This is a genomic window from Klebsiella sp. TF21-TM (assembly GCF_019753495.1).
GTDB lineage: Bacteria > Pseudomonadota > Gammaproteobacteria > Enterobacterales > Enterobacteriaceae > Klebsiella > Klebsiella quasipneumoniae.
In genome coordinates this window covers 1-26,271 of sequence record NZ_JAIJYL010000028.1, presented here as the reverse complement: position 1 = coordinate 26,271, position 26,271 = coordinate 1, and the positions used below count along the sequence as shown (strand labels likewise).

The following is a 26,271-nucleotide window of genomic DNA, read 5'->3' as shown; positions in this document are numbered from 1 at the left end:
AGCATAGCAAAACTCGCTGCGAATTTTATGCTTTTTTTATTTCATCGCCCAGAAAAGCGGTTAAAACATAAAACTGCAATAAATTATGTTTATTTTCATAAGGTTAACCGATAAATCTGGAAGATATAATCATGAAGAAAATACTTACCGCACTTTGCCTGCTGGCCTCCGCCGGCGCCTGGGCCGCCCCGCAGCTGATTGCCCATCGCGGCGGCACCGGCGATGCGCCAGAAAATACCCTGCCGGCCATTAAGCTGGCGCTGGAGAATAACGCCGAGGCCATCTGGGTCACGGTGCAGTTAAGCCACGACGGCGTGCCGGTGCTCTACCGGTCAAGCGATCTTTCCGCATTGACCAATAGCGAGGGCAACGTTTCCAGTTTGACCGCCGCCGAGCTGGCGAAAGTCGATGCCGGCTGGAAATGGGGTGATGATAGCCACCCCTGGCGCGGCAGGCAGGCCACCATTCCCACGCTGCAAGCCGTTTTGCAGCAATGGCCGCACACGTTCTTCTACATCGACATTAAATCTCCGGATGCCGACCCGACCGTGATGGGCGAGCGCCTGCTTGCGGTGTTAAAAGCTACGCACAGCCTCGATCGCGTGCGGGTCTATTCCACCGAAGACCGCTATATCGCCGCGCTGCCGCCGGCTATTCCCCGCTTCGTCACCCGCAGCGAAACCCGCACCAGACTTGCCAGCATTTCGCTCAGCCATCAGTGCCAGCCTGCCAGCCAGCGCGAAGGCGAGCAGTGGTATGGGCTGGAGCTGAAGCGCAAGGTAGAGGTGGTGGAGAAATTCACCCTTGGGGAAGGGGTCTCCCCGGCGACGCTCACCTGGGATAAAGAGGCGATGGATTGCTTCCGCTCGCAGGGTAAAGCGCACATTATCTTCTTCGGCATCAACAGTGCGGAAGATTACCGCACGGCGAAAGAGCTGGGCGCTGACGGCGTGATGGTCGATTCCCCAGCGCAGGCGAAAAGCTGGCAGTAAGGGAGTCAATGGCTAAAAAAGGCCGCGAAAGCGGCCTCACGTTGCTGGCATGTTGTTGCCGGGTGGCGGCTACGCCTTACCTGGCCTACAAAACCGAAGCAGCAGACCCGGCAAGCTCAGCGCCACCGGGCACGGAGCCGCTTTATGCCGGGTGGCGGCTGCGCCTTACCCGGCCTACGGTCCCAAATCACCGCCGCCCCCTGTGTGCTCCCTGCGCCATGAGTGACATAACGCACAAGCAATATTGGGAGCGCAATCTGCCCGGAAATAACACAGAAGTGGTAGCCCTGCTAAGCGCAGCGCGAGCAGGGACATCTCCGGTTGCGCTATTATTTCGCCGGATGGCGGCTACGCCTTACCCGGCCTACAAAACCGAAGCAGCAGACCCGGCAAGCGCAGCGCCACCGGGCACGGAGCCGCTTTATGCCGGGTGGCGGCTGCGCCTTACCCGGCCTACAAAACTGAAGCAGCAGGTCCGGCAAGCGCAGCGCCATCAGGCCTAAATGGCCAAAGATTACAAAATGCGCCGCTGCTGGCGCTGCGCCTCGCGGGCGAGACGTTTCTTACGCGCGTCGCAAGGCTCAGGACAGTCGCAGACTTTCTCCAGTCCCAGCGAGGAGATCCCGCCGCAGCTGCCCTGAATGCTCTTGCGCTTCACCAGGTAGCCCAGCGACATCCCGAGGATCACCAGCGCAAAAATCACAAAGGTTGCGACAAACACCGTCAGCATCGTCAGCCTCCAAAGTCGTCGAGCAGAATATTCTCGTCCTCGACGCCCAGATCCTTCAGCATCTTAATCACCGCGGCATTCATTACCGGCGGCCCGCACATGTAGAACTCGCAGTCTTCCGGCGCCGGATGATCGCGCAGATAGTTCTCGTACAGAACGTTATGGATAAAGCCGGTATGCCCCGTCCAGTTATCTTCCGGCAGCGGATCGGAGAGCGCAACGTGGAAGGTAAAGTTCGGGTTATCCCGCGCCAGCTGTTCAAACTCATCATCGTAGAACATCTCGCGCAGCGAGCGCGCTCCGTACCAGAAGCTGATTTTGCGTGTGCTGTGCAGGCGCTTGAGCTGGTCGAAAATATGCGAACGCATCGGCGCCATCCCGGCGCCGCCGCCGATAAACACCATCTCCGCGTCGGTCTCTTTGGCAAAGAACTCGCCGAACGGCCCCGAAATCGTCACCTTATCGCCCGGCTTCAGCGACCAGATATAGGACGACATGATCCCCGGCGGGGCATCCGGCACCTTCGGCGGCGGCGTCGCAATGCGCACGTTGAGCATAATGATGCCCTTCTCTTCCGGATAGTTAGCCATCGAGTAGGCGCGCAGGGTCGGCTCTTTCACCTCAGAGACGTAGCGGAACAGGTTGAACTTGTCCCAGTCCGAGCGATATTCATCCGGGACATCGAAGTCAGCATAGGCCACTTTATGCGGTGGGCATTCGATCTGAATATAGCCCCCGGCGCGGAACGGCACCACCTCCCCCTCGGGGATCCGCAGCTTGAGCTCTTTAATGAAAGTAGCTTTGTTATCATTGGAGATAACTTCGCATTCCCATTTTTTGACGCCGAAGATTTCTTCCGGTAGCTCAATCTTCATGTTTTGCTTCACCGCGACCTGGCAGGCCAGACGGCAGCCGGCTTTGGCTTCGCGTTTGGTAATATGCGAAAGCTCGGTCGGCAGGATATCGCCGCCACCCTCTTTGATAGTCACCCGACACTGGCCGCAGGAGCCGCCGCCGCCGCAGGCGGAGGAGACAAAAATCCCGTTGCTGGACAGCGTGTTCAGCAGCTTATCCCCCGCCGGGGTACGGATCTGCTTATCCGCTTCGTTATTGATCTCAATAACCACGTCGCCCGCGTTCACCAGCTTTGAGCGCGCTGCCAGGATAAGCCCCGACAGCACCAGCACAATCAGCGTGAACATCACGACGCCAAGAATAATTTCCATACTTATTCGCCCTTATAGCTGCACGCCGGAGAAGGACATAAAGCCCAGCGCCATCAACCCGGTAGTGATAAAGGTGATCCCTAACCCGCGCAAACCGGCAGGCACGTTGGCGTACTTCATCTTTTCGCGGATCCCCGCCATCGCCACGATCGCCAGCATCCAGCCGATGCCGGAGCCGAAGCCGTAAACGATGGATTCCGGGAAGTTGTAATCACGCTGCACCATGAACGACACACCGCCGAAAATCGCGCAGTTAACCGCAATCAGCGGCAGGAAGATCCCCAGCGCGTTGTATAGCGCCGGGAAGTACTTATCGAGGATCATCTCGAGGATCTGCACCAGCGCGGCGATCACCCCGATAAAGGTGATGAAGTTCAGGAAGCTGAGGTCTACCCCTTCCACCAGCGCGCCGTCGCGCAGCACCAGGTTATACACCAGGTTGTTGATCGGTACGGCAAGACCCAGCACCACCGTCACCGCAACGCCGAGGCCGAAGGCGGTGGAGACCTTTTTCGACACCGCGAGGAAGGTACACATCCCGAGGAAAAAGGCCAGCGCCATGTTCTCAACAAACACCGCGCGGACAAACAGGCTAATGTAATGAGCCATCATCGATTACTCCTTTTCCTGCTGTTCAGGCTTCCAGCTACGCAGGGCCCAAATCAGTAAACCGATAATGAAGAACGCGCTCGGCGCCAGCAGGAACAGGCCGTTCGGCTGATACCAGCCGCCGTTCTGCACCGTCTCCAGCACCGTGATACCGAACAGCTTGCCGCTGCCGATAAGCTCGCGCAGGAAGCCGACGATAATCAGGATCGCGCCGTAGCCGAGACCGTTGCCTATACCGTCCATAAAGCTGGCCAGCGGCGGCGACTTCATGGCGTAAGCTTCAGCGCGCCCCATCACGATGCAGTTGGTGATGATAAGCCCGACGAATACCGACAGCTGCTTGGAAGTCTCATAGGCGAAAGCCCGCAGTAGCTGATCCACCACGATAACCAGCGAGGCGATGATCGCCATCTGCACGATGATGCGCACGCTGTTGGGAATGTGGTGGCGGATCATCGAGATAAACATGCTGGAGAACGCCGTCACCAGGGTCACCGCAATGGTCATCACGAAGGCGGTTTCCAGCTTAGTGGTGACCGCCAGCGCGGAGCAGACGCCCAGCACCTGCAGGGCGATGGGGTTATTGGCGATGAGCGGCCCCACCAGCACGCGCTTCACCTCTTTCATCTCGCTCTGTTCAGCCATTGTTCAGCCCTCCTTCACGCACCTTTTTCAGGAACGGACCAAAGCCCAGTTCACCCATCCAGAAATCAAAGCTGTGCTGTACGCCATTTGACGTCAGCGTGGCGCCCGATAAGCCATCAACCGCATGCAGGTCACCAGCGCGCGCGCCGCCTTTGACCACTCTCAGCGCCGGCATGCCGTTGTCATCCAGCACCTGCTTGCCGACAAACTGCTGGCGCCAGTTCGGGTTCTCCACTTCGCCGCCCAGCCCCGGAGTTTCCCCCTGGTCATAGTAGGTAATGCCTTTCACCGTGCGGCCATCGACGTCCAGCGCCACGAAGGCGTACATCATCGACCACAGGCCATTGCCATAAATGGGCAACACTACCTGCTCAATCTTCTGCTGAGCGTCGCGCACCAGGTAGATTTCCGCCAGATTGCTGCGGCGTTTAATCCCCGCCGGATCCTGGCTGGCATCCAGCGCCATACTCTGCTGCGGATCCTTCAGCGCCTGGGCCTGATTGAATTTTGCCGGGTCTTTCTCCAGCAGCTCGCCGGTCGCCAGATTCACCAGTCGCGGCGAAATGCGCGCCGCGAAGGTGTCGGCGACCGCATCAGCATCCATGCCGGGCTGCATCAGGCCGGACACCGCCAGGATATTACGCTGCTTATCCAGCGCCCGCTGCGCCTGCTGGCGGGATTTCAGCCCCACGGCCGAGCCCGCTACCACGATGGAGCAGACCAGACAAAGCACCAGCACCACCAGCAGCGTTTTGCCGATGCTATCGTTACTTTTCTTCTCAGCCACGCGACTTCCTCCGCTTAATATTGGCCTGCACCACCAGGTAATCGAACAGCGGTGCGAAGAGGTTGGCGAAGAGGATCGCCAGCATCATCCCTTCCGGATAAGCCGGGTTCACCACGCGGATCAGTACGCACATCACGCCGATCAGCACGCCGTAACTCCATTTTCCTTTATCGGTAAACGAGGCGGATACCGGGTCCGTCGCCATAAACATCATGCCGAAGGCGAAGCCGCCGAGTACCAGATGCCAGTACCATGGCATAGCGAACATCGGGTTGGTGTCGGAGCCGATAACGTTAAACAGGGTAGCGGTGGCGACCATGCCGATCATCACCCCGGCGACGATGCGCCAGGACGCGACGCGGCCAAAGAGGATGATCGCGCCGCCGATCAGGATCATTAGCGTGGAGACTTCGCCAATCGAGCCCGGAATATTGCCGAGGAAGGCGTCCATCCAGCTCACCGGGATGCCGGTAGCGACGTTAACCAGCGCTTCACCGCCGCCGCTGGCCCACTGGGAGAGCGGCGTAGCGCCGGAAAAACCGTCCGCCGCCGTCCACACCAGGTCGCCGGAGATTTGCGCCGGATAGGCGAAGAACAGAAACGCGCGCCCCGCCAGCGCCGGGTTGAGGAAGTTGCGCCCGGTACCGCCGAAAATCTCTTTAGCGATCACCACCCCGAAGGAGATCCCCAGCGCCGCCTGCCACAGCGGCAGCGTGGGCGGGACGATCAGCGCGAACAGAATCGAGGTGACAAAGAAGCCTTCGTTGATTTCATGCTTGCGCACGATAGCGAACAGCACTTCCCAGAAGCCGCCGACGATAAAGACGGTGATATAGATCGGCAGGAAAAAGACCGCCCCCAGGGTCATCATGCTCAGCCAGCCGGCGTCGGCGCTGAAGCTCACCCCTAACCACTGGGCGACGCTATAGTGCCAGTTGTTGGCGATCACCTGCTGCAGTTGTTCGGCGCCGTAAAGCTTATGCAGCGCCGGTATGGTCTGCAGCCCGACGTTATACATCCCCCAGAACATCGCCGGAAAGACGGCAAACCACACGAGGATCATCAACCGCTTGAGGTCGATGGCGTCGCGCACATGCGCCGCGCCGCGGGTGACCTGGCCTGGTGTGTAGAAGATGGTCGCCGCCGCTTCATACAGCGGGTAATATTTTTCCAGCTTGCCGCCGTGCGTGAAATGCGGCTCAATTTTTTCAATCAGATGCTTTAAGCCCATCTCTTATCCTTCCTGCTCAATCCGGGTTAATACGCTGCGCAGCGCAGGGCCATATTCATACTTACCGGGGCAGACGTAGGTGCACAGCGCCAGATCTTCTTCATCCAGCTCCAGACAGCCCAGCGCCTGAGCGCTGTCGGTATCCCCGGCCAGCAGATCGCGCAGCAGTACGGTCGGCAGGATATCCAGCGGCATCACCCGCTCGTAGTTGCCGATCGGCACCATCGCCCGCTCGCCGCCGTGGGTATCGGTAGAGAAATGAAAGCGCTTGCGCCTGAAGAAATGGCCCAGCGTGGTGCGGGTAATCGAGAATTTCTCTTTGCCCGGCATCACCCAGCCGAAGAGCTCTTTTTCCCGCCCTTCTTTAACCACGCTCACCTGCAGATGGAAGCGCCCGAGGAAGGCGTGGGGGCCATGGGCGCGGGTGCCGCTGAGCACCGAGCCGGAAATGACCCGGTTTTCCCCCTCCTGCAACTCGCCTGCCAGCAGATCGTCCAGGCTGGCGCCCAGCGTCGTCTTGACCAGTCGCGGCGATATCACCTGCGGGCCGCCGAGCGCGATCACCCGTTCGCAGTAGAGCTCCCCGTCGAGGAAAAGCTTACCAATGGCGATCGCGTCCTGATAATTGAGGTGCCAGACCTGCTTATTCAGGCTCACCGGCTCGAGGAAATGAATATGCGTTCCCGGCAGCCCCGCCGGGTGCGGCCCGCTGAACTGGTTAAAACTGACCTGGCCGACAGGATGACCGCCGAGCTTGCCGCCGCTGGGCTGGCAGACGTGGACTTTCCCGTCGGTCAGACGCGTAAGCACGGTAAGGCCAGCGTCGAAAGCGGCCCGTTCGGCCAGAATAATCGGCTGCGGCTCCGCCGCCAGCGGATTGGTATCCATGGCGTTGACAAAGATGGCGGCCGGCACGCTGCCCGGGAGCGGCGTTTTACTGAATGGTCGTGTGCGCAGCGCGGTCCACTGGCCCGACGCCAGCAGCTGCTGCTGCACGGTGTCGCGCGGCAGTTCAGCCAGCGCGTCCGCGGCGTAACGCGTAAACGCCACCGCGTCATTGCCCTCGATATCAATCACCACCGACTGCAACACGCGCCGTTCACCGCGGTGGATCGCGCTGACGACCCCGCTCGCCGGGGCGGTAAAGCAGACGCCGGGGTTCTTTTTATCTTCGAACAGGATCTGACCTTTTTTGACCCGATCGCCTTCTTTGACCGCCATGGCGGGACGCATGCCGACGTACTCTTCGCCGAGTAGCGCGACGCGCTTCACCGCTGGCGCGGGAGAAATCTGCTGTAATGGCATGCCAGCTATGGGCAAATCCAGCCCTTTTGTGATTTTAATCATATCGTTAGCAGGTATCCGTAACCTCAACCCCGACGCAGGCCGGGGCCAGCTTATTGACAGAATGGCAGAGAAGAAAGGGCGAAACGGCGCCAGATGCGCTCAGGACGGAAGAGAAGCATCCTTTCTTACTCTGGTGATGAACCGGCGCAAGTGTAACATTTCGTGAGCGTCGGCTGTAGCGCGAGAGGCAATAAGTGCTTCTAAAATGCGAGCTATTGCGCAAAGTTCTCACTGTGTTTTCGTCGCTGGCAGGGTATAAAGTGAGGCGGAATTGTAAACGCCGCCACGTCGCCCTTGCGAAAAAATGCCGTGATGCTAATGTGAGCGCTCTAAATCCAGAAAACTCTGATTTCGGGTCTCTCTTGCCGTCCTGGCAATGTGGCTATTTTGTTTTATCAAGGAACAAGCAGTATGCGCAAAATCGCATTATTTATTGCGATGCTTCTGCTGCCGTGCATGTCATTTGCCGGGCTGCTCAGCAGCAACAGCCCGACGACGCCGGTTAGCAAAGAATATAAGCAGCAATTAATGGGTTCACCGGTTTACATTGAGATCTTTAAAGAAGAGCGCATGCTCGACCTTTACGTCAAAATGGGTGAGACCTACCAGCTCCTCGACAGCTATCGGATCTGCAACTACTCCGGAGGCCTGGGCCCGAAACAGCGCCAGGGCGATTTCAAGAGTCCGGAAGGGTTCTATAACGTCACCCGCAGCCAGCTCAAACCCGACAGCCGCTTCTATAAAGCGATCAATATCGGCTTCCCGAACGCCTACGATCGCGCCCATGGTTATGAAGGGAAATACCTGATGATCCACGGCGACTGCGTCTCTGTCGGCTGCTACGCCATGACCGACAGCGGGATCGATGAGATCTTCCAGTTCGTGACCGGCGCCTTAGTCTTCGGTCAGCCAAGCGTGCAGGTGAGTATCTATCCGTTCCGCATGACCAACGCCAATATGGAACGCCACAAATACTCCTACTATGCGGATTTCTGGAAACAGCTGAAGCCTGGCTATGATTATTTCCAGCAAACCCACAAACCGCCGGTCGTATCAGTGACCGACGGCCGCTATGTGGTGAGCAAGCCGCTCAGCCACGAGGTTGTCCAGCCGCAGCTGGCCTCAAACTATACGCTCCCCGAGACAAAATAACGCCCACTCGCCTGGCATGATCTTATGCCAGGTCTCATTGGCCGTCAGCGGCTGCGTGGCGATAACCGTGACCACATCGTTGGGTGTGGTCTCGCGTTGAAAGTCGATCTCCACATCCTGGTCCAGCAGTTTTGCCACGCCGAACGGCGCCCGCCGGGTGATCCAGTGCAGGTTGGTCGAGCAGAACGCCATCACATAGCGTCCGTCCGACAGCAGCATGTTGAACACCCCTTTCTCACGCAGTTCCCCCGCAAGGGTGGCGATATACTTAAATACTCCCAGCATATTGCCCGGCGTACGCGGGTAGCGCTCGGTTAAGCGGTGCAGCAGCCAGCAGAAGGCCTTTTCACTGTCGGTTTCACCTACCGGGTGGAAATTGCCGGTTTTCAGCGATTTATAGCCTTTGAGCTGCCCGTTGTGCGCGTAGGTCCAGTTACGCCCCCACAGCTCGCGGGTGAACGGATGCGTATTCTCCAGGGCCACCATCCCGCGATTGGCCTGGCGGATATGCGCGACGACGGAACAGGACTTAATGGGGTAATCCTGGACCAGTTTCGCGATCGGCGACTGAAAGCTCGGCTGCGGATCTTTGAATGTGCGACAGCCTTTGCCTTCATAGAAGGTGATGCCCCAGCCGTCTTTATGCGGCCCCGTCCCGCCTCCGCGCTGTACCAGCCCGGTAAAGCTAAAACAGATATCTGTTGGCACATTGGCGCTCATCCCGAGCAGTTCGCACATAGATCACCTCACCATCACAAATCACGACGGCGCCGAAGCGAGGCCGCCGTCAACAGTACACACTCACCTGCCTGTTAGCCTTTCGCCATCTCTTTTTCGATCAGCATAATCAGGATATGGATCACTTTGATGTGGATCTCCTGAATGCGGTCGGCGTAGCCAAAGTGCGGCACGCGAATTTCCACATCGGCGCTACCGGCCATTTTACCGCCGTCCTTACCGGTCAGTGTGATCACTTTCATCCCCTGCGCCCGCGCGGCCTCAATGGCCTTGATTACGTTGCCGGAGTTGCCGGAGGTGGAGATGCCGAGCAGCACATCGCCCGCGCGGCCAACGGATTCAACGTAGCGGGAGAAGACATACTCATAGCCAAAATCATTGCTCACGCAGGAGAGATGGCTGACGTCGGAGATCGCAATGGCCGGATATCCCGGGCGGTTTTCGCGATAACGTCCGGTCAGTTCTTCCGCAAAATGCATCGCATCGCAATGGGAACCGCCGTTGCCGCAGGACAGCACTTTACCACCCGCCTTAAAGCTATCCGCCAGCAGGACAGCGGCACGCTGGATAGCATGGATATTGGCTTCGTCCTGCAGAAAGTTAGCCAGCGTTTCCGCGGCTTCGTTCAGTTCGTTACGAATAAGATCCTGGTACATGAGGATAATCCTTCAGTATGAGTGGAATAACCCTGGCAGTGTACCGGATAGCCGCCGAAGCGAGAAGCAGCAGGCTGCGTTATCCCCCGCCCTTTTGATTTTATGTGCCGCTTTTGCATACAACAATGTGAGCAAGGTTGTAATTATTTTGTAAACACATTGCTAAATAAAAAGGCATGCACTACAACCAATACATCACAAGTGGTCAGACCTCCTACAAGCACAGGGAGCATTTCTCTATGATGATTTTGAGTATTGTTGCAACCGTTGTTTTACTCGGTGCGCTCTTCTATCACCGGGTCAGCCTGCTGCTCAGCAGCGTGATCTTGCTCGCCTGGACCGCAGCGCTCGGCGCGGCCGGTCTGTGGAATATCTGGCTGCTGCTGCCGCTGGCGATCATTCTGTTGCCGTTTAACTTTGCGCCTATGCGTAAATCCATGATTTCCGCACCGGCGTTTCGCGCCTTCCGCAAAGTCATGCCGCCGATGTCGCGTACCGAAAAGGAAGCCATCGACGCCGGGACCACCTGGTGGGAGGGGGATCTGTTTCGCGGTAATCCTGACTGGCATAAGCTGCATAACTATCCGCAGCCGCGTCTGACCGCCGAAGAGCAAGCCTTCCTCGACGGCCCGGTGGAAGAAGCCTGCCGGATGGCTAACGACTTCGCCATCACCCACGAAATGGCCGATCTGCCGCCGGAGCTGTGGGCGTATCTGAAAGAACACCGCTTCTTCGCGATGATCATCAAGAAAGAGTATGGCGGGCTTGAATTCTCCGCTTATGCCCAGTCGCGGGTGCTGCAGAAGCTCTCTGGCGTCTCCGGCATTCTGGCGATCACCGTCGGCGTCCCGAACTCACTGGGCCCGGGCGAGCTGCTGCAGCATTACGGTACTGAAGAGCAGAAAAACCATTACCTGCCGCGTCTGGCGCGCGGGCTGGAGATCCCCTGCTTCGCACTCACCAGCCCGGAAGCGGGCTCCGACGCCGGCGCCATCCCGGATACCGGCGTGGTCTGCATGGGCGACTGGCAGGGCCAGCAGGTGCTAGGTATGCGCCTGACATGGAACAAACGCTACATTACGCTGGCGCCTATCGCCACCGTGCTGGGACTGGCCTTTAAACTTTCTGACCCGGATCGTCTGCTGGGCGGGGAAGAAGAGCTGGGCATCACCTGCGCGCTGATCCCGACCTCCACCCCGGGCGTGGAAATTGGCCGTCGCCACTTCCCGCTTAACGTCCCGTTCCAGAACGGCCCAACCCGCGGCAAAGATATCTTCGTGCCGATCGATTACATCATCGGTGGGCCGGGGATGGCCGGTCAGGGCTGGCGCATGCTGGTTGAATGTCTGTCGGTGGGCCGCGGTATTACGCTGCCGTCCAACTCCACCGGCGGCCTGAAATCGGTGGCTATGGCGACCGGGGCTTACGCCCATATTCGCCGCCAGTTCAAAATCTCGATCGGTAAAATGGAAGGCATTGAAGAGGCGCTGGCGCGCATTGCCGGTAATGCTTATGTGATGGATGCTGCGGCCTCGCTGATTACCTACGGCATTATGCTCGGCGAGAAACCGGCGGTGCTCTCCGCGATCGTGAAATATCACTGCACCCACCGCGGCCAGCGCGCCATTATCGACGCAATGGATATTACCGGCGGGAAAGGCATTATGCTGGGCGAAGGCAACTTCCTCGCCCGGGCATATCAGGGCGCGCCTATCGCCATCACCGTGGAAGGTGCGAACATTCTGACCCGTAGCATGATGATCTTCGGTCAGGGTGCGATTCGCTGCCATCCGTACGTGCTGGAGGAGATGGCTGCCGCGCAGAACAACGACCTGAACGCCTATGATAAGCTGCTGTTCAAACATATCGGCCATGTCGGCAGTAACAAAGTACGGAGTTTCTGGTTGGGCCTGACCGGCGGACGCACCAGCAGCGCGCCGACTCGCGACGTCACCCGCCGCTACTATCAGCAAATGAACCGTCTGAGCGCTAACCTGGCGCTGCTGTCAGACGTCTCGATGGCGGTGCTGGGGGGCAGTCTCAAGCGTCGCGAACGTATCTCCGCGCGTCTGGGGGATGTGTTAAGCCAGCTGTACCTGGCCTCGGCGGTGCTGAAACGCTATGACGATGAAGGACGCAATGAAGCCGATCTGCCGCTGGTTCACTGGGGGGTGCAGGATGCGCTGCATCAGGCCGAGCAGGCCATCGACGATCTGCTGAAAAACTTCCCCAATCGTCTGGTGGCTGGCGCAATGCGCCTGGTCATCTTCCCGACCGGTCGTCATCATCATGCGCCGTCGGATAAGCTGGACCATAAAGTCGCTAAAATTCTGCAGGTGCCCAGCGCCACCCGCTCCCGCATCGGTCGCGGTCAGTACCTGACGCCGAGCGAGCATAACCCGGTCGGCCTGCTGGAAGAGGCGCTGCTGGAAGTGATGGCGGCCGATCCTATCCACCAGCGTATCTGCAAAGAGTTGGGTAAAAATCTGCCGTTCACCCGTCTCGACGAACTGGCCGCCCATGCCCTGGCGAAAGGCTTAATCAGTCAGGATGAAGCCGCCATTTTGACCCGAGCAGAGCACAGTCGCTTGCGCAGCATTAATGTTGACGACTTTGCGCCAGAGGAGCTGGCAACCCAGCCGGTAAAGTTGCCGGAAAAAGTTCGCAACGTTGAAGCCGCATAATAAAACAACAACCACATCACACGCCGGGCGGGGAATTTTCCCCGCCTTTTTTTCGTCTCTCCTTCCCCCGTCGTTCCTGTTAGTAGCATTTTTTTAACAAAATATTCCGCGGACCGCCGCGAGGCTGATAAGGTGTTACAGTTAACCTAACCCCCTCATGAGAATGGAGTTGACCATTGTGCCTGGCCTGAAAATTACGCTGTTGCAACAACCGCTGGTCTGGATGGACGGCCCTGCTAACCTGCGCCATTTTGATCGCCAACTGGAAGGGATTGTCGGGCGCGATATCATTGTTTTACCTGAGATGTTTACCACCGGCTTTGCGATGGAAGCGGCAAAACAGTCTTTACCCGAGGCCGAGGTGGTGGCGTGGATGCATGCCAGGGCGGCGCAAACCCAGGCGCTGATCGCCGGCAGCGCGGCGCTGCAAACTGAGCGCGGGGCCGTTAACCGCTTCCTGCTGGTCGAGCCTGACGGCACGGTCCATCATTATGATAAACGCCACCTGTTTCGTATGGCGGATGAACACCATCACTATGAGGCCGGAGACAAGCGCGTGGTCTTTGAATGGCGCGGATGGCGGATCCTGCCGCTGGTCTGTTACGACCTGCGCTTTCCGGTATGGTCGCGTAACCTTAACGACTATGATTTGGCGCTGTATGTGGCGAACTGGCCGGCGCCGCGCTCGCTGCACTGGCAGTCGCTGCTGGTCGCCCGCGCGATTGAGAACCAGGCCTACGTCGCCGGCTGTAACCGGGTCGGCACCGACGGCAACGGTCATCATTACCGCGGTGATAGCCGGATTATCAGTCCCCAGGGGGAGATTGTCGCCACCGCCGATCCGCACCAGGCCACTCGTCTTGACGCCGAACTGTCGCTGAGCGCCCTCCAGGAATATCGTGAAAAATTCCCCGCCTGGCGCGATGCCGATCCTTTTACTCTGGATTAATCCCCCTCCGCTTTCTTCCCCCTTCTGCGGGAAAAGAAAGCGGAATTTCCTCTTGCCGCGCCCAGCAGAATATTTACAGGGCGCCCTTCATTTCTGTTCTACACTCATTAAACGGCCCACAACCAAACGGGCGGAGATCATTTTCAATTCACTTCTGCGTTGTAAACGCATGACTTTTCTGTTGCCAGCTTGTTTTGTTGAACCTGGCTGAGCGTTGGCGTATACATATTTTATGAGCGTAATGGTAAATGGATAATAATAATCTTCAGTTAATAGAAAAACGGCTGGTCACCCGCTTTCTCGATATGTTTATTCGGTTCAGTCTTATTCTGGCGCTGGCCTCATTCTGTTTTACCGTCTTTTCTCCCTTCGTCAATATGATGCTCTGGGCGTTGATTCTGGCCGTGGCGCTCTATCCTTTACATCAATATTTTGCCGGGCTTTTCGCCGGTAAACAGGGGCTGGCGTCGGTGGTGCTGGTGCTGTTAGGTATTTTACTGATTATTATCCCCACGGTGCTGATGATCACCTCGCTGGCGGAAAGCGCCAGCGCGATGATCGACCGGATGGGCAGCCAGAGCTTTACCATTCCCCCACCCTCTTCACGAATTGCCTCTTTACCGATCGTTGGCGAACGGCTTAGCGCTCTGTGGATGCGGGCGTCCGCGGATCTGCCAGGATTGCTCAGCAATTACCGTTCGCAAATTGGCGATATTGCCAAACAGTTACTCAGCATATTAGCCAGCATGGGCGGCGGGCTGATTGGCTTTATTATTTCGTTTATCGTCTCGGGCATTATGATGGCCTGGGGCGCGGCGGGCGCCATCAGCGCGCAGCGTATTGCCATCCGTATTACCGATGAGAATAAAGGCGTGACCCTCACCCGCCTGTGCACCAGCACCATCCGCGCGGTCGCCCAGGGCGTCATCGGGGTGGCACTGATCCAGGCGCTGCTGGTCGGGGTGATCATGCTGATGGCCAGCATCCCCGCCGTCGGGATCTTCTTTATACTTGCCCTGATCCTCGGCATTGCACAGGTGCCGGTGATCCTGGTGACGGCCCCGGCCATCGCGCTGATGTGGAGTCTCGGCACCCACAGTACCGGAATGGATATCTTCTATACTGTCCTGCTGATCGTCGCCGGTATGGCCGATAACGTCCTCAAACCACTGCTGCTGGGGCGCGGAGTCGATGCGCCAATGCCCGTGGTGCTGCTGGGCGCCCTTGGCGGAATGGCCTCTAACGGCATTCTCGGTATGTTCCTCGGCGCCACCCTGCTGGCCATCGGTTACCGGATCTTTATGACCTGGGTAAATGAAGGGCAACCCGCCCTGGCGCAGGATAAATAACCTCAAGGGAGCTTTACGCTCCCTTAATTCATTCCATAAACATTCGTACCGCGCACCAGACCAACAGCAGCGCCAGCAGCAGATTTAACCCTCTTCCATGGCGTTCGAACACCGGCTGAAACAGCTGACCGGCCAGCGCCCAGCAAAGATTGCCGGCAACGCCTATTACTGATAGCAACAGGCTTATCATCACCAGCCAGAATGGCTCGCGAGTCACCGGCAGAACAAAGGTCGACAGGGCCGTGATGCCGTACAGGATAATTTTTACATTCACAAACTGCAGCCCCAGGCTGGCCCAGAAGCTGACAGGCCGCTCCTCCTGCCCACCGCTGGCCGGGTCGCTGCGGGCAATATGCCAGGCCAGCCACAGGATATACCCCGCGCCGACCCAGCGTAGCAGGGAGGTTATCCCCTCATCCAGGGTAACGAGAGTGAACGTCAGCCCGGCACAAATCAGCATGATGATCACAAACCCCAGGCTCATGCCGGCCAGAACCCGCATGCTCCGTCGAAAGCCGTGCGCGGTGACGCTGCTCAGCGCCAGAATATTATTCGGCCCGGGCGTCAGAGCGGTGATCAGGGTGTAAGTTAAAAAGGCGCTAATCAGGGTAGGTGTCACGTGTTTTCTCCTCTTGACTGGCAGACAGTACCCGAAGCTGATAATTTAAAAAAATGAATGTTTTTTCATTCTTAATTCGAGAATTTCGATATAAAGAGGAAATATGGATCTGCGACGCTTTATCACCTTCAAAACGGTTGTCGAAGAAGGATCCTTTCTGCGCGCCTCGCAGAAACTGTGCTGCACCCAGTCCACCGTAACCTTTCATATCCAGCAGCTTGAGCAGGAGCTTGCCATCCCGCTGTTTGAGAAAATTGGCCGACGAATGTGTCTCACCGCCGCGGGTAAAAATGTCCTGCCGCATGTCTACGATCTGACCAAAGTGATGGCGTCGATTCGCCAGGCGGCGCGCCAGGACGATGAACCCGGCGGCGAACTTCGCGTCGCCACTGGTGAAACCCTGCTGGCGTACAAAATGCCGCCGGTGCTGCAGCGTTTTAAGCAACGCGCCCCGAAGGTCCGCCTGTCACTGCAGTCGCTCAATTGCTACAGCATCCGTGATGCGCTGCTCGCTGACGAAGTCGACCTGGGGGTGTTTTACCGGGTTGGCAACGATGATGCGCTCACCATGATGGAACTTGGCCCGCAGCCGCTGGCGCTGGTCGCGTCAGTCGATCAGGCGCCGGTCGACTTCCTGCGCCCGCGGCAGCATATCCCATTGAGCTTTATCATCAACGAACCCCAGTGCGTGTTCCGGCAGATTTTTGAAAGTACCCTGCGCCAGCGCGGCATTACCATGGAGAACACCATCGAACTGTGGAGTATTGAAAGCATCAAGCAGTGCGTGGCGGGCAATCTGGGGGTGAGTTTTCTGCCGCGCTTTGCGGTAGAGGAGGAACTCAAACGCGGGACGCTGGTCGAGCTGCCGTTCAGCGAGACGCCGCTGACGATCCATGCGCTCTGCGCCCATCACGCCGGGAAAGCAATCAGTCCGGCGATGCGGGTATTCATGCAGTGTATGCAGGAGGAACAAGAGGCGCGCTGAAATTCGGCGACGAAAACGACGAAAGCCTGAATCATTGCTGATTCAGGCTTTCTGAATAGTGGCGGAACGGACGGGACTCGAACCCGCGACCCCCTGCGTGACAGGCAGGTATTCTAACCGACTGAACTACCGCTCCGCGTTGTTGTTCCGTTGGGAACGAGGCGAATATTACGGATTCCCCTCTACCCCGTCAACGCTTTTTCTACCGTTTTGAATCGTTTGCTGCAAAAATCGCCCAACCGCCTACTTTTAATCCATTTTAGTGGTTATCAGGCACGCCACAGGCAGCTTCCGCCTTTCTTTTGTACCAGATCGAGGCGGGATTCATGGTTCACCAGCTCTTCATCAGAGGCATAAACCACCCGTAACTGGCTGGCGGCGCGAACGACGCGCTGAATCCCCATCTCGCCTGCCTGCTGCTGGCTTTCGCCTTCCATAGAGAACGCCATCGACGTCTGGCCGCCGGTCATCATCAGATAGACATCGGCAAGGATCTGGGCATCGAGCAGTGCCCCGTGCAGCGTACGCTTGCTGTTGTCTATTTCGTAGCGCGAACATAGCGCATCCAGACTGTTGCGCTTGCCGGGAAACATTTTCCGCGCCAGCGCCAGACTGTCGGTGATTTTACAGAAGGTCTCGGTTTTCCCGATCCCGCGGTTCAGCTTACCGAACTCATAATCCATAAAACCGATATCGAACGAGGCGTTATGGATCACCAGCTCCGCGCCGCGGATGTAATCCATAAATTCATCGGCCACGTCGGCAAAGGTGGGTTTATCCAGCAGGAATTCGTCGGCGATCCCGTGCACGCCGAACGCCTCCGGATCCACCAGCCGATCGGGCTTGAGATAGACGTGGAAATTGTTACCGGTCAGGCGGCGGTTAATCACCTCCACGGCGCCGATCTCAATGATCTTATGTCCTTCGTAGTGCGCCCCGATCTGGTTCATACCGGTGGTTTCGGTATCGAGAACAATCTGGCGCGTAATTGCAGTGCTCATCGCGGTCATTTATGTCAGACTTATCGTTTACAAATCGATTTCAATTACAGGAAGTCTACCAGAGATGCTCAAACAGGTAGAAATTTTCACCGACGGCTCTTGCCTGGGAAATCCAGGACCCGGCGGTTACGGCGCCATTATGCGCTACCGCCAGCACGAAAAAACCTTTAGCGCCGGCTACCGTCTGACCACCAATAACCGCATGGAACTGATGGCGGCGATCGTCGCCCTCGAAGCGTTAAAAGAGCATTGCGAGGTGGTGCTCAGCACCGACAGCCAGTATGTCCGCCAGGGGATCACCCAGTGGATCCACAACTGGAAAAAGCGCGGCTGGAAAACGGCAGAGAAAAAACCGGTAAAGAATGTCGACCTCTGGCAGAGGCTGGACGCCGCGCTTGGCCAGCATAAGATCAAATGGGAGTGGGTGAAGGGCCACGCCGGCCATCCAGAAAACGAACGCTGCGACGAGCTGGCCCGCGCTGCGGCCTCCCATCCCACTCAGGACGACCTCGGCTACCAGCCGGAGAGCTAATTCTGCCCCTTGCGCCACTGCCGGGTGGCGCCTACTGCCGGCCGCAGCTGGGTTTTCGCTTTCCCTGACTTCATCGGATTAAGGGTGAGCGGAATAGTCCGTTTGCGGGCGACAATCAATTGCAAACAGCCCAGCGCTGGCAGATGGGTGCTCAGCAGTTTGCCGCCATGCCGCGACCAGGGTAAAACCTGATAACGCCCATAATGCAGCACTTCAAAGTTGAGCAGCGACAGCCAGTCCAGCTGGCGCATCAACGTAAACATACGGCTGTTGTACGGCGTGCCTTTGCGCAGCACCGGCACCAGTTTACGCAATCCCATCAGGCTGACAGGATTAAACCCGGTCAGGATCATCCAGCCATCATCGATCAGGACGCGATCGGCCTCCCGCAGCAGGCGATGCGGATCGCTACACCACGGCAGGGTATGCGCCAGCAGGCAGGCGTCGACGGACTTTTCGGCAAAGGGTAAATGCAGCGGGTCGGCCCGGACCTGCATTGGGTTTCCCGCCAGCGAGACATTCACCTGGTGCGAGATGGCGCAAGCTTCGGTATTGATTTCCGCGCTCAGATTGCCAATCTTAAGCAGATGAAAGCCATATAATTTAGCCAGCCATGGCTTCATCTGCTGCTCCAGCGTTTCGCGATAGTATTCGCCCCACGGCATACTGGACCAATGCTCAGGCGCTGTCACTGTATGAGGTATCCTTGCCGGCTTCATTGCCACCTTCCGCTACGCTTTAGAGGTAATTTATGAATCTTATCAGTATTCCCGCGTTTCAGGACAACTACATCTGGGTTCTCACTGAGAATCACGGCCGCTGCATCATCGTTGACCCGGGCGAGGCCGCGCCGGTTCTGGCGGCAATCGAGGAAAACCAGTGGCAGCCCGAGGCCATTTTACTGACCCATCACCATCAGGATCACGTCGGCGGCGTAAAACAATTACGTGAAAAATTCCCCTCTCTGGTGGTTTACGGGCCGGCAGAAACCCAGGATAAGGGGGTTACTCAGGTAGTAGACGATGGCGATCGGCTGTCAATTCTCGGGGTCGATTTTTCCATTTTCTCCACGCCAGGTCACACATTAGGACATATCTGTTACTACAGCGAACCTTATCTGTTTTGCGGCGACACGATGTTCTCCGGCGGCTGCGGAAGGCTGTTCGAAGGCACTGCAGAGCAGATGTATCAATCATTTATGAAGATTAACGCCCTTCCTGAAGAAACCCTTATATGTTGCGCACATGAATATACGTTAGCGAATATGAAGTTTGCGTTGAGTATCCTGCCTGATGATAGGGACATAAACGATTACTATCATAAAGTTAATGAGTTACGTGCAAAAAAACAAAAGACACTACCCGTAATTCTGAAAAACGAGCGGCGTATAAATTTATTTTTACGGGTAAATGATATTGATTTAATTGACAAAATTAACAAAGAAACAAAATTGCAACACTCTGTGGCGCGATTTGCGTGGTTAAGGTCAAAGAAAGACGAATTCTGATATTTAATTCTTGTCATCGGCTAACTTCGCCGTTATCCTTGGTCGTCTTTTAAGCAACTATTGACACACACATGAAGGCACGAGCGATATTATTCGCCTCTGTCCTGCTGGTGGGGTGCCAGGCGTCTAAGCACGATGGCACCGTCGAACAGCGAGCACAGAGCCTTTCTGCGGCTGGTCAAGGGGAAGCAGGCAAGTTCACAAGTCAAGCGCGCTGGTTAGATGATGGAACCTTCTACGCGCAAGACCAGGATCTGTGGACTTCCATAGGCGACGAGCTAAAGATGGGAATACCGGATAACCCCCGGATTCGCGAGCAAAAACAGAAGTACTTAAGAAATAAGAGCTATCTCCACGATGTAACTTTACGGGCAGAGCCGTATATGTACTGGATAGCCGGGCAGGTTAAGAAACGTAACATGCCAATGGAACTGGTATTACTACCCATAGTGGAGAGCGCTTTTGACCCACACGCGACGTCTGGCGCCAATGCCGCAGGCATCTGGCAGATCATTCCGAGCACAGGGCGCAATTATGGTTTAAAACAGACCCGCAGTTACGATGCGCGTCGTGACGTTGTCGCATCGACTACCGCGGCGCTGGACATGATGCAACGTCTGAACAAAATGTTCGACGGCGACTGGTTGTTAACGGTTGCGGCATATAACAGCGGCGAAGGTCGGGTCATGAAGGCAGTGAAAGCGAACCGTTCGCGTGGCAAACCCACCGATTTCTGGTCGCTGTCTCTGCCGCATGAAACGAAAGTCTACGTACCGAAAATGCTGGCATTGAGCGACATCCTCAAAAACAGCAAACGTTACGGCGTGAAGTTGCCTACGGCTGATGAAAGCCGTGCGCTGGCGCGCGTTCGCCTCGACAGTCCGGTTGATATTTCTCAGCTCGCGGATATGGCCGGTATGCCGGTCAGCAAGCTGAAGACCTTCAACGCCGGCGTAAAGGGGTCAACGCTGGGCGCTAGCGGGCCAAAGTACGTCATGGTGCCGCAGAAACACGCAGCCCAGCTGCGTGAATCGCTGGCCTCTGGCGACATTGCCGCCGTACAGCCGACGCAGCTCGCGGATAATACGCCGCTGACCAGCCGAAGCTATAAGGTGCGTTCCGGCGATACCATTTCCGGGATTGCTTCCCGTCTCGGCGTCACGACCCGCGATCTGCAGCAGTGGAATAACCTGCGCGGCTCTGGATTGAAGGTTGGACAGAACCTGGTTATCGGCGCCGGCAGCAGCGCGCAGCGTCTGGCGAATAACAGCGATAGCATCACCTATCGCGTTCGCAAAGGTGATTCGCTGTCGAGCATCGCCAAACGTCATGGCGTTAATATTCGCGACGTCATGCGCTGGAACAGCGATACCGACAATCTGCGGCCTGGCGATCAGCTAACGCTGTTTGTGAAAAACAGCGATCGACCAGAGTCCTGATACGTCAGGGTTCGATAAAAAGGCACCGACTTCCCCCGGTGCCTTTTTTGTTGTCCGTATTAAACCGCTTTATGCGCTTCAAACATGATGGTATCGCTGGTAAAGGAACCATCCTGTTGTAACTCAAAGTAGGCTTTCACCTCCGCCGAGGCGCTCTGCTGGTATAAACGAATCGCCTCCACCAGCGGCTCAGGGGTACGCATCCGCGCCACCCACGAACTGAACTCCAGCGGCAGGCGATCGGTCAACAGCTGATTAATCACCAGCCCCGCCTCCGTCGCCAGCGTCAGCCACTCGCCGCTGGAATAATTACGCACGTGCGAGGTATCGCGCAAGGCTTCCACCGTCTGCAGCCAGACATCACGCACCACATGGCCCGGCGACATCACGTCCATCACGATCATCACCCCACCCGGCTTGAGGACACGTTTCACCTCGCGCAGCGCCTGGCCAACGTCATGCCAGTGATGAGCAGAATAGCGGCTGATAACGATATCAAAGCTGGCATCAGCGAACGGCAGCGTTTCGGCATACCCCTGCTGGGTCACGATATTGCTAAAACCTTTCTCCTTTGCCGCAGCGGCAACGACCTCCAGCATCTGGCTCGATAAATCATAGGCGGTCACCTCGGCAACCTGTCCCGCCGCGGTAAAGCTGGCGTGCCCTGCCCCGCAGCCCATATCCAGCACTTTCGCCTGAGGAAAATCAGCCAGTCGTTCCGCCAGCCGCTGCAGATCGCGACCAGAGGCGTGCACGGCGCTGGTCAGATAGGCGCTGGCCTGGGAGCCGAACTGCTTTTCGACGTTGTCATGGTGAGAGCGTGTTGTCATGTTGTCTTGTCCTTACGGTTTTTTGAGTAATAAAAGGCAGCACCATGCATGCGCAGGCCTGCCCCATGGCAGGCCTGACCAACCTTAAATTAATCAGGCTTGCCGGGACTGAATTCGACTAGTAGCGGGTTGTGGTCGGAGGCGCGGGTTACCAGCACGGAAGCATCGTGCACGCTTAACCCACGGTAGAACACAAAATCGAGCGGGCGACCAAACGCGCGGCGGCGCTGATCGTCCGGGAAACGAACTTCACGCAGCGACATCTCGCGTGCAAAGCGGTACAGGGCGTTCATCCGCGGGCGGCTCCAGGCATTGAAGTCGCCGGCCATGATCACCGGCCCGCTGTGATGGGCGATCTGATCGCCAATCGGCAGCAGCTGTTTGCTGTAGACGTCGACGCCAAGGCTGAAGTTAACGGCATGGATATTGACCACCATTAACAGCCGCGCATCGGGCAGCGGATAGACAGTCACTAATGCTGATTTAGGCAGACGCAAAATAGGTTCACGTTCGCGCAATGGGCAGCAATAGATAGGATGGGCGGAAGCCAGCGTCATCACGCCGGAAGGATGCTGCGGCAGCACCAGCGCAGGCACCTGATCGGCGGCCAGATAGTTGGTGGTCGCGAACCTGACCAGCTCCGGCGTCGTCTGCGCCTCCTGCAACAGGACTAAGTGCGCGTCTTTGCCAAAATTCTTAAGGACCGACTGCCACTCTGCGCGCTGCTGTTTGAAGATATTCCACACCAGCACGCGGATTTTCTCATCGCTGCTTAACGGCGTGCCGGCGGGATAAACCGGACTCACGCCCGCAAACGCCCCCGGAGGCAATATTCTCTCCGCAGGTTGTCCGGCGACATAGCGCATGGCGTAGGTGTTCTTTCGCAATTTGGGCATTAATCCTCGATAACAGAAACCAGCCCGACGACGACTGGTTATTCTGTTATAGGGATTTTCCCATACACTTTCAATGCAAATTGCGAGAAACCCTTAGCCTTCGGGAGAAAGCGCTGCCGAACGGCGTGGCAATTTATCTAAACGTCCGCTCAGGACCACCAACAGCAAAGCGACCAGCACAATCACCGCGCCAATCCACGGCGTCTGCGCCAGACCGTACCGCGCGACCGTCTGTCCGCCGACGATCGACCCCAGCGCGATGCCGACGTTGAAGGCGGCAATATTCAGGCCGGATGCGATGTCGACAGCCCCGGGGGTGTACTGCTCTGCTTTTTGCACCACGTACACCTGCAGGCCCGGCACGTTGCCGAAGGCGAAAACGCCCATCACCAGCACCGTTGCCAGCGCGGCATAGTGAATGCTGGCGGTCAGCTGGAACACCAGCAGCAGCACAACCAGCGCGGCGAAGATAAACTTCAGCGCGGAGACGGCGCCATGCCTATCGGCCAGTTTGCCGCCCCATACGTTGCCAATAGCCACCGAGACGCCATAGCCCAGCAGGATCCAGCTCACGGCTGACGGGCTGAAGCCGGCCAGCTCCTGCATCATCGGCGCAAGGAAGGTAAAGGCGGTAAACACGCCGCCATAGCCCAGCGCGGTAATGGCATAGATCATCAGCAGGCGCGGATGGGTTAAGACTTTCAGCTGATCGCGCAGGCTGGCGCTGGCGCGGCCCGGGATATTATTCGGCACCAGAATCAGACTGCTGATAAGCGCAATCACCCCCAGAATCGATACCGCGAGGAACGTTTCCCGCCAGCCAAAATGCTGACCGATGAAAGTCCCGAATGGCACCCCGGTTACCAGCGCGACCGTCAGGCCGCCGAACATAATGGCGATAGCCGAGGCTGCTTTCTCTTTTGCCACCAGGCTGGTGGCGATTGTCGAGCCAATAGAAAAGAACACGCCGTGTGCCAGACCGGTCAGCAGGCGCGCCAGGATCAGCGTTTCATATCCCGGGGCCTGCCAGGCCAGCACATTACCCGCCGTAAACAGGACCATCAACGCCAGCAGCAGCTGTTTACGCGGCATACGCCCCGTTAACGCCGTCAGCACCGGGGCGCCGATCGCCACGCCCAGCGCGTAGATAGAAACCAGCAGGCCTGCCGACGGCAGCGAAATAGAGAGTTGTTGGGCAATCGTCGGGACCAGGCCGACAATCACGAATTCAGTGGTGCCAATTGCGAAGGCACCGATGGTTAAGGCAAATAGCGCCAGTGGCATAATTTACTCCGTAGCATCAGGATTAAGATGACACGTAGTATGAAGGGTTGTATAAATAACAAAAACTATCAAAGTATCAATAGAATTTTGCTACAGGTGCAATAATGAGAGCCACATCCGAGGAGATCGCCATCTTTGTGGCGGTAGTGGAAAGCGGGAGTTTCAGCCGGGCGGCCGAACAGCTGGGTCAGGCCAACTCTGCCGTCAGCCGGGCAGTCAAAAAGCTCGAGTCAAAGCTTGGTGTTAGCCTGCTCAATCGGACCACCCGTCAGCTCAGTCTGACAGAGGAAGGCGAGCGCTATTTTCGCCGGATGCAGGTGGTATTACAGGAGATGGCGGCGGCAGAAAACGACCTGCTGGAAACGCGCACGACGCCGCGAGGCCTGCTGCGGGTGGATGCCGCGACGCCGGTGATGCTGCATTTTCTCATGCCGCTGGTGAAGCCATTTCGCGAGCGTTACCCGGAAATGACGCTGTCGCTCGTGTCGTCAGAAACATTTATTAATCTGATTGAACGAAAAGTGGATGTGGCTATTCGGGCCGGAACCTTAACCGATTCCAGCCTGCGCGCCCGACCGCTGTTCACCAGCTATCGGAAGATCGTCGCCTCGCCAGAGTATGTTTCGCGCTACGGCGTGCCGCAGCATCCGTCAGATCTGAAACAACATCAATGTCTGGGCTTCACTGAACCCGTCTCTCTGAACACCTGGCCGGTATCCTGTTGCGATGGTCAGTTGTTAGAGATTGAGGCGGCGGTATCATCGAACAGTGGGGAAACGCTCAAGCAACTGTGTCTGACCGGGAACGGTATTGCCTGCCTGTCGGATTATATGGTGGATAAAGAGATAGCCAGTGGGGAGTTTGTTGAACTACTGGCCGACAAACGTTTGCCGGTGGAGATGCCCTTCAGCGCGGTGTACTACAGCGATAGAGCCGTCAGCACACGTATCAGGGCGTTTATTGATTTTCTGAGCGAACACGTAAAACAGCTCCCGAAGGAGCTGTCGTAGTACCCTCTGATGGGCATACCGGAAGCAGGAGATTAATCCCACTGCGGCGCCAGACCTTCCGGGCTCACCAGCCGATCGTTGCAATCCAGCGCGGCGATCGCCTGGCGATCTTCATCATCCAGCTTCAGATCCAGCGCATTCAGGTTGCTGGCCAGGTTCTCACGCTTCGTCGAGGACGGGATCACCGCGTACCCCTCGCCCATCGCCCATGCCAGGATAACCTGCGCCGGAGTCGCATTATGTTTCGCCGCGATACGGGCAATCACCTCATCTTTCAGCGCCTTACCGTAGGCCAGGGTCATGTAGGAGGTGATATGGATACCGTGCTCACGCGCCCAATCGACGACTTTACGGTTTTGCAGATACGGCGAAAGCTCAATCTGATTGGTAGCAATGTTTTCAGCGCCAACGGCGGCAATCGCGCGCTCCATCAGTGGAATAGTGAAGTTGGAGATACCGATCTGACGGGTCAGGCCGAGCGCCTTCGCTTCCATCAGAGCAGCCATAAACTCTTCAACAGCTACCGCATCATTCGGTGACGGCCAGTGGATCAGCGTCAGATCAACATAGTCAGTGCGTAGCTTCTGCAGGCTCTCTTGCAGGCTGGCGATCAGCTTGTCTTTGCTCAGGTTTTCGATCCAGATTTTGGTTGTGATGAACAGCTCATCACGCGGCACGCCGCTCTCAACGAGAGCCTGACCCACCGCGGCTTCGTTGTCGTAGATTTGCGCGGTGTCGATAGTACGATAGCCCAGCTCCAGCGCGGTTTTTACAGATGCGATAACAACATCATCTTTCAGACGGAAGGTGCCAAGACCAAATGCAGGGATTGCCATGTTTTTCCTCGTTATTTGTTCATTTCGGTTAACGAATGAAATTATGGCTGATGGTGTGGTGGGGAAAAAGAGCGATTAATGCAGAGGATTTTTGCTGATTTAGCAATAATCGGAAACAGATAAAACAAAAAAGCCCTGAGCAGATGCTCAGGGCTCTTATTAAGTGGCGGAACGGACGGGACTCGAACCCGCGACCCCCTGCGTGACAGGCAGGTATTCTAACCGACTGAACTACCG

The 26,271-nt window shown here is 57.1% G+C and carries 26 protein-coding genes and 1 tRNA gene; 10 read left to right on the top strand and 17 right to left on the bottom strand.

Annotated features, from left to right (window positions below; translation table 11 throughout):
- The first annotated feature begins 131 nt into the window (after positions 1–131).
- On the top strand, positions 132–992 hold the full coding sequence (locus K5R89_RS21860; protein WP_032453039.1) for a glycerophosphodiester phosphodiesterase family protein: 861 nt from the start codon (positions 132–134) through the stop codon (positions 990–992).
- A 514-nt stretch (positions 993–1,506) separates the two neighbouring features.
- Here the strand turns inward: K5R89_RS21860 and nqrM are convergent.
- From nqrM to K5R89_RS21825, 7 genes are read right to left on the bottom strand one after another with little or no spacing between them, the layout of a single operon-like run.
- Complete coding sequence (nqrM, locus tag K5R89_RS21855; RefSeq protein WP_004204638.1) at positions 1,507–1,722, bottom strand: (Na+)-NQR maturation NqrM; 216 nt, start codon at positions 1,720–1,722, stop codon at positions 1,507–1,509.
- A 2-nt stretch (positions 1,723–1,724) separates the two neighbouring features.
- Positions 1,725–2,948 carry an NADH:ubiquinone reductase (Na(+)-transporting) subunit F gene (gene nqrF, locus K5R89_RS21850; protein ID WP_004204637.1) on the bottom strand — a complete coding sequence of 408 codons (1,224 nt, stop codon included), beginning with the start codon at positions 2,946–2,948 and terminating at the stop codon, positions 1,725–1,727.
- A gap of 12 nt (positions 2,949–2,960) precedes the next feature.
- A complete protein-coding gene (nqrE, locus tag K5R89_RS21845; RefSeq protein ID WP_004177335.1) occupies positions 2,961–3,557 on the bottom strand; it encodes an NADH:ubiquinone reductase (Na(+)-transporting) subunit E in 597 nt (198 codons plus the stop codon).
- Between the two features lie 6 nt (positions 3,558–3,563).
- Positions 3,564–4,202, bottom strand: a complete 639-nt coding sequence (locus K5R89_RS21840; protein ID WP_023288507.1) for an NADH:ubiquinone reductase (Na(+)-transporting) subunit D — start codon at positions 4,200–4,202, stop codon at positions 3,564–3,566.
- Positions 4,195–4,989: a Na(+)-translocating NADH-quinone reductase subunit C gene (locus K5R89_RS21835; RefSeq protein WP_032453038.1), complete on the bottom strand. Its 795-nt coding sequence runs from the start codon at positions 4,987–4,989 to the stop codon at positions 4,195–4,197. Before K5R89_RS21835 ends, K5R89_RS21840 begins: the two co-directional genes overlap by 8 nt.
- Positions 4,982–6,220 (bottom strand): NADH:ubiquinone reductase (Na(+)-transporting) subunit B, encoded by a 1,239-nt coding sequence (locus tag K5R89_RS21830; RefSeq protein WP_087827268.1) that lies wholly within the window; start codon positions 6,218–6,220, stop codon positions 4,982–4,984. Before K5R89_RS21830 ends, K5R89_RS21835 begins: the two co-directional genes overlap by 8 nt.
- 3 nt (positions 6,221–6,223) lie before the next feature.
- Entirely contained in the window at positions 6,224–7,567 is a 1,344-nt protein-coding gene (locus K5R89_RS21825) for a Na(+)-translocating NADH-quinone reductase subunit A (RefSeq protein ID WP_049013284.1), read from the bottom strand.
- A gap of 411 nt (positions 7,568–7,978) precedes the next feature.
- On the opposite strand from K5R89_RS21825, the gene dpaA reads away from it, so the two are divergent.
- On the top strand, positions 7,979–8,719 hold the full coding sequence (gene dpaA, locus K5R89_RS21820; protein ID WP_023288503.1) for a peptidoglycan meso-diaminopimelic acid protein amidase: 741 nt from the start codon (positions 7,979–7,981) through the stop codon (positions 8,717–8,719).
- On the opposite strand, the gene K5R89_RS21815 is transcribed toward dpaA, so the two are convergent.
- Both K5R89_RS21815 and lpcA read right to left on the bottom strand, forming a co-directional pair.
- Positions 8,690–9,457 carry a class II glutamine amidotransferase gene (locus K5R89_RS21815; RefSeq protein ID WP_004204630.1) on the bottom strand — a complete coding sequence of 256 codons (768 nt, stop codon included), beginning with the start codon at positions 9,455–9,457 and terminating at the stop codon, positions 8,690–8,692. The two genes, dpaA and K5R89_RS21815, sit on opposite strands and share 30 nt — an antisense overlap.
- Positions 9,458–9,531: 74 nt before the next feature.
- Positions 9,532–10,113: a D-sedoheptulose 7-phosphate isomerase gene (gene lpcA, locus K5R89_RS21810; protein WP_004145825.1), complete on the bottom strand. Its 582-nt coding sequence runs from the start codon at positions 10,111–10,113 to the stop codon at positions 9,532–9,534.
- Positions 10,114–10,352: 239 nt separating this feature from the next.
- On the opposite strand from lpcA, the gene fadE reads away from it, so the two are divergent.
- From fadE to K5R89_RS21795, 3 genes are all read left to right on the top strand, one after another.
- Entirely contained in the window at positions 10,353–12,797 is a 2,445-nt protein-coding gene (gene fadE / locus K5R89_RS21805; protein ID WP_048296759.1) for an acyl-CoA dehydrogenase FadE, read from the top strand.
- A gap of 178 nt (positions 12,798–12,975) precedes the next feature.
- Positions 12,976–13,746 carry an amidohydrolase gene (locus tag K5R89_RS21800; RefSeq protein ID WP_023288501.1) on the top strand — a complete coding sequence of 257 codons (771 nt, stop codon included), beginning with the start codon at positions 12,976–12,978 and terminating at the stop codon, positions 13,744–13,746.
- A 248-nt stretch (positions 13,747–13,994) separates the two neighbouring features.
- A complete protein-coding gene (locus K5R89_RS21795; RefSeq protein WP_217220736.1) occupies positions 13,995–15,095 on the top strand; it encodes an AI-2E family transporter in 1,101 nt (366 codons plus the stop codon).
- A 28-nt stretch (positions 15,096–15,123) separates the two neighbouring features.
- Here K5R89_RS21795 and eamB read toward each other — a convergent pair whose 3' ends face one another.
- Positions 15,124–15,714 carry a cysteine/O-acetylserine transporter gene (eamB, locus tag K5R89_RS21790; protein WP_012968889.1) on the bottom strand — a complete coding sequence of 197 codons (591 nt, stop codon included), beginning with the start codon at positions 15,712–15,714 and terminating at the stop codon, positions 15,124–15,126.
- A gap of 103 nt (positions 15,715–15,817) precedes the next feature.
- Between eamB and K5R89_RS21785 the strand changes: the two genes are divergently transcribed.
- Entirely contained in the window at positions 15,818–16,699 is an 882-nt protein-coding gene (locus tag K5R89_RS21785; RefSeq protein WP_012968890.1) for a LysR family transcriptional regulator, read from the top strand.
- A 59-nt stretch (positions 16,700–16,758) separates the two neighbouring features.
- Here the strand turns inward: K5R89_RS21785 and K5R89_RS21780 are convergent.
- A tRNA-Asp gene (locus tag K5R89_RS21780) sits at positions 16,759–16,835 on the bottom strand.
- Positions 16,836–16,968: 133 nt separating this feature from the next.
- The gene (dnaQ, locus tag K5R89_RS21775) at positions 16,969–17,700 is read right to left on the bottom strand and encodes a DNA polymerase III subunit epsilon (protein ID WP_004204621.1); all 732 of its coding nucleotides are present in this window, start codon (positions 17,698–17,700) and stop codon (positions 16,969–16,971) included.
- A gap of 64 nt (positions 17,701–17,764) precedes the next feature.
- On the opposite strand from dnaQ, the gene rnhA reads away from it, so the two are divergent.
- Positions 17,765–18,232, top strand: a complete 468-nt coding sequence (gene rnhA / locus K5R89_RS21770) for a ribonuclease HI (protein WP_048334094.1) — start codon at positions 17,765–17,767, stop codon at positions 18,230–18,232.
- Here rnhA and K5R89_RS21765 read toward each other — a convergent pair.
- On the bottom strand, positions 18,229–18,951 hold the full coding sequence (locus K5R89_RS21765) for a class I SAM-dependent methyltransferase (RefSeq protein WP_004204619.1): 723 nt from the start codon (positions 18,949–18,951) through the stop codon (positions 18,229–18,231). The genes rnhA and K5R89_RS21765 overlap by 4 nt on opposite strands.
- 32 nt (positions 18,952–18,983) lie before the next feature.
- Between K5R89_RS21765 and gloB the strand changes: the two genes are divergently transcribed.
- Together gloB and mltD are read left to right on the top strand one after the other, a co-directional pair.
- Entirely contained in the window at positions 18,984–19,739 is a 756-nt protein-coding gene (gloB, locus tag K5R89_RS21760) for a hydroxyacylglutathione hydrolase (RefSeq protein ID WP_086076313.1), read from the top strand.
- 71 nt (positions 19,740–19,810) lie between these two features.
- Entirely contained in the window at positions 19,811–21,178 is a 1,368-nt protein-coding gene (gene mltD / locus K5R89_RS21755) for a murein transglycosylase D (protein WP_032453033.1), read from the top strand.
- Positions 21,179–21,237: 59 nt separating this feature from the next.
- Here mltD and K5R89_RS21750 read toward each other — a convergent pair whose 3' ends face one another.
- From K5R89_RS21750 to K5R89_RS21740, 3 genes are all read right to left on the bottom strand, one after another.
- Positions 21,238–22,008, bottom strand: coding sequence for a class I SAM-dependent methyltransferase (locus K5R89_RS21750; RefSeq protein WP_023288497.1), 771 nt, complete (start codon positions 22,006–22,008; stop codon positions 21,238–21,240).
- Positions 22,009–22,097: 89 nt separating this feature from the next.
- Positions 22,098–22,895: an endonuclease/exonuclease/phosphatase family protein gene (locus K5R89_RS21745; protein ID WP_072096514.1), complete on the bottom strand. Its 798-nt coding sequence runs from the start codon at positions 22,893–22,895 to the stop codon at positions 22,098–22,100.
- A 102-nt stretch (positions 22,896–22,997) separates the two neighbouring features.
- A complete protein-coding gene (locus K5R89_RS21740) occupies positions 22,998–24,188 on the bottom strand; it encodes an MFS transporter (protein ID WP_217220738.1) in 1,191 nt (396 codons plus the stop codon).
- A 104-nt stretch (positions 24,189–24,292) separates the two neighbouring features.
- Here K5R89_RS21740 and yafC point away from each other — a divergent pair, with 104 nt between their 5' ends.
- The gene (gene yafC, locus K5R89_RS21735; RefSeq protein WP_023288494.1) at positions 24,293–25,198 is read left to right on the top strand and encodes a DNA-binding transcriptional regulator YafC; all 906 of its coding nucleotides are present in this window, start codon (positions 24,293–24,295) and stop codon (positions 25,196–25,198) included.
- Positions 25,199–25,230: 32 nt separating this feature from the next.
- Here the strand turns inward: yafC and dkgB are convergent, their stop codons facing one another.
- Complete coding sequence (dkgB, locus tag K5R89_RS21730) at positions 25,231–26,034, bottom strand: 2,5-didehydrogluconate reductase DkgB (RefSeq protein WP_217220741.1); 804 nt, start codon at positions 26,032–26,034, stop codon at positions 25,231–25,233.
- Between the last annotated feature and the right edge of the window lie 237 nt (positions 26,035–26,271).

What these genes read in the sequence shown, in the direction of transcription:
- K5R89_RS21860 (WP_032453039.1), top strand. Translation starts at nt 132, where the DNA reads ATGAAGAAAATACTTACCGCACTTTGCCTGCTGGCCTCCGCCGGCGCC.
- nqrM (WP_004204638.1), bottom strand. Translation starts at nt 1,722, where the DNA reads ATGCTGACGGTGTTTGTCGCAACCTTTGTGATTTTTGCGCTGGTGATC.
- nqrF (WP_004204637.1), bottom strand. Translation starts at nt 2,948, where the DNA reads ATGGAAATTATTCTTGGCGTCGTGATGTTCACGCTGATTGTGCTGGTG.
- nqrE (WP_004177335.1), bottom strand. Translation starts at nt 3,557, where the DNA reads ATGGCTCATTACATTAGCCTGTTTGTCCGCGCGGTGTTTGTTGAGAAC.
- K5R89_RS21840 (WP_023288507.1), bottom strand. Translation starts at nt 4,202, where the DNA reads ATGGCTGAACAGAGCGAGATGAAAGAGGTGAAGCGCGTGCTGGTGGGG.
- K5R89_RS21830 (WP_087827268.1), bottom strand. Translation starts at nt 6,220, where the DNA reads ATGGGCTTAAAGCATCTGATTGAAAAAATTGAGCCGCATTTCACGCAC.
- K5R89_RS21825 (WP_049013284.1), bottom strand. Translation starts at nt 7,567, where the DNA reads ATGATTAAAATCACAAAAGGGCTGGATTTGCCCATAGCTGGCATGCCA.
- dpaA (WP_023288503.1), top strand. Translation starts at nt 7,979, where the DNA reads ATGCGCAAAATCGCATTATTTATTGCGATGCTTCTGCTGCCGTGCATG.
- K5R89_RS21815 (WP_004204630.1), bottom strand. Translation starts at nt 9,457, where the DNA reads ATGTGCGAACTGCTCGGGATGAGCGCCAATGTGCCAACAGATATCTGT.
- lpcA (WP_004145825.1), bottom strand. Translation starts at nt 10,113, where the DNA reads ATGTACCAGGATCTTATTCGTAACGAACTGAACGAAGCCGCGGAAACG.
- fadE (WP_048296759.1), top strand. Translation starts at nt 10,353, where the DNA reads ATGATGATTTTGAGTATTGTTGCAACCGTTGTTTTACTCGGTGCGCTC.
- K5R89_RS21795 (WP_217220736.1), top strand. Translation starts at nt 13,995, where the DNA reads ATGGATAATAATAATCTTCAGTTAATAGAAAAACGGCTGGTCACCCGC.
- K5R89_RS21785 (WP_012968890.1), top strand. Translation starts at nt 15,818, where the DNA reads ATGGATCTGCGACGCTTTATCACCTTCAAAACGGTTGTCGAAGAAGGA.
- dnaQ (WP_004204621.1), bottom strand. Translation starts at nt 17,700, where the DNA reads ATGAGCACTGCAATTACGCGCCAGATTGTTCTCGATACCGAAACCACC.
- rnhA (WP_048334094.1), top strand. Translation starts at nt 17,765, where the DNA reads ATGCTCAAACAGGTAGAAATTTTCACCGACGGCTCTTGCCTGGGAAAT.
- K5R89_RS21765 (WP_004204619.1), bottom strand. Translation starts at nt 18,951, where the DNA reads ATGAAGCCGGCAAGGATACCTCATACAGTGACAGCGCCTGAGCATTGG.
- gloB (WP_086076313.1), top strand. Translation starts at nt 18,984, where the DNA reads ATGAATCTTATCAGTATTCCCGCGTTTCAGGACAACTACATCTGGGTT.
- mltD (WP_032453033.1), top strand. Translation starts at nt 19,811, where the DNA reads ATGAAGGCACGAGCGATATTATTCGCCTCTGTCCTGCTGGTGGGGTGC.
- K5R89_RS21750 (WP_023288497.1), bottom strand. Translation starts at nt 22,008, where the DNA reads ATGACAACACGCTCTCACCATGACAACGTCGAAAAGCAGTTCGGCTCC.
- K5R89_RS21740 (WP_217220738.1), bottom strand. Translation starts at nt 24,188, where the DNA reads ATGCCACTGGCGCTATTTGCCTTAACCATCGGTGCCTTCGCAATTGGC.
- yafC (WP_023288494.1), top strand. Translation starts at nt 24,293, where the DNA reads ATGAGAGCCACATCCGAGGAGATCGCCATCTTTGTGGCGGTAGTGGAA.
- dkgB (WP_217220741.1), bottom strand. Translation starts at nt 26,034, where the DNA reads ATGGCAATCCCTGCATTTGGTCTTGGCACCTTCCGTCTGAAAGATGAT.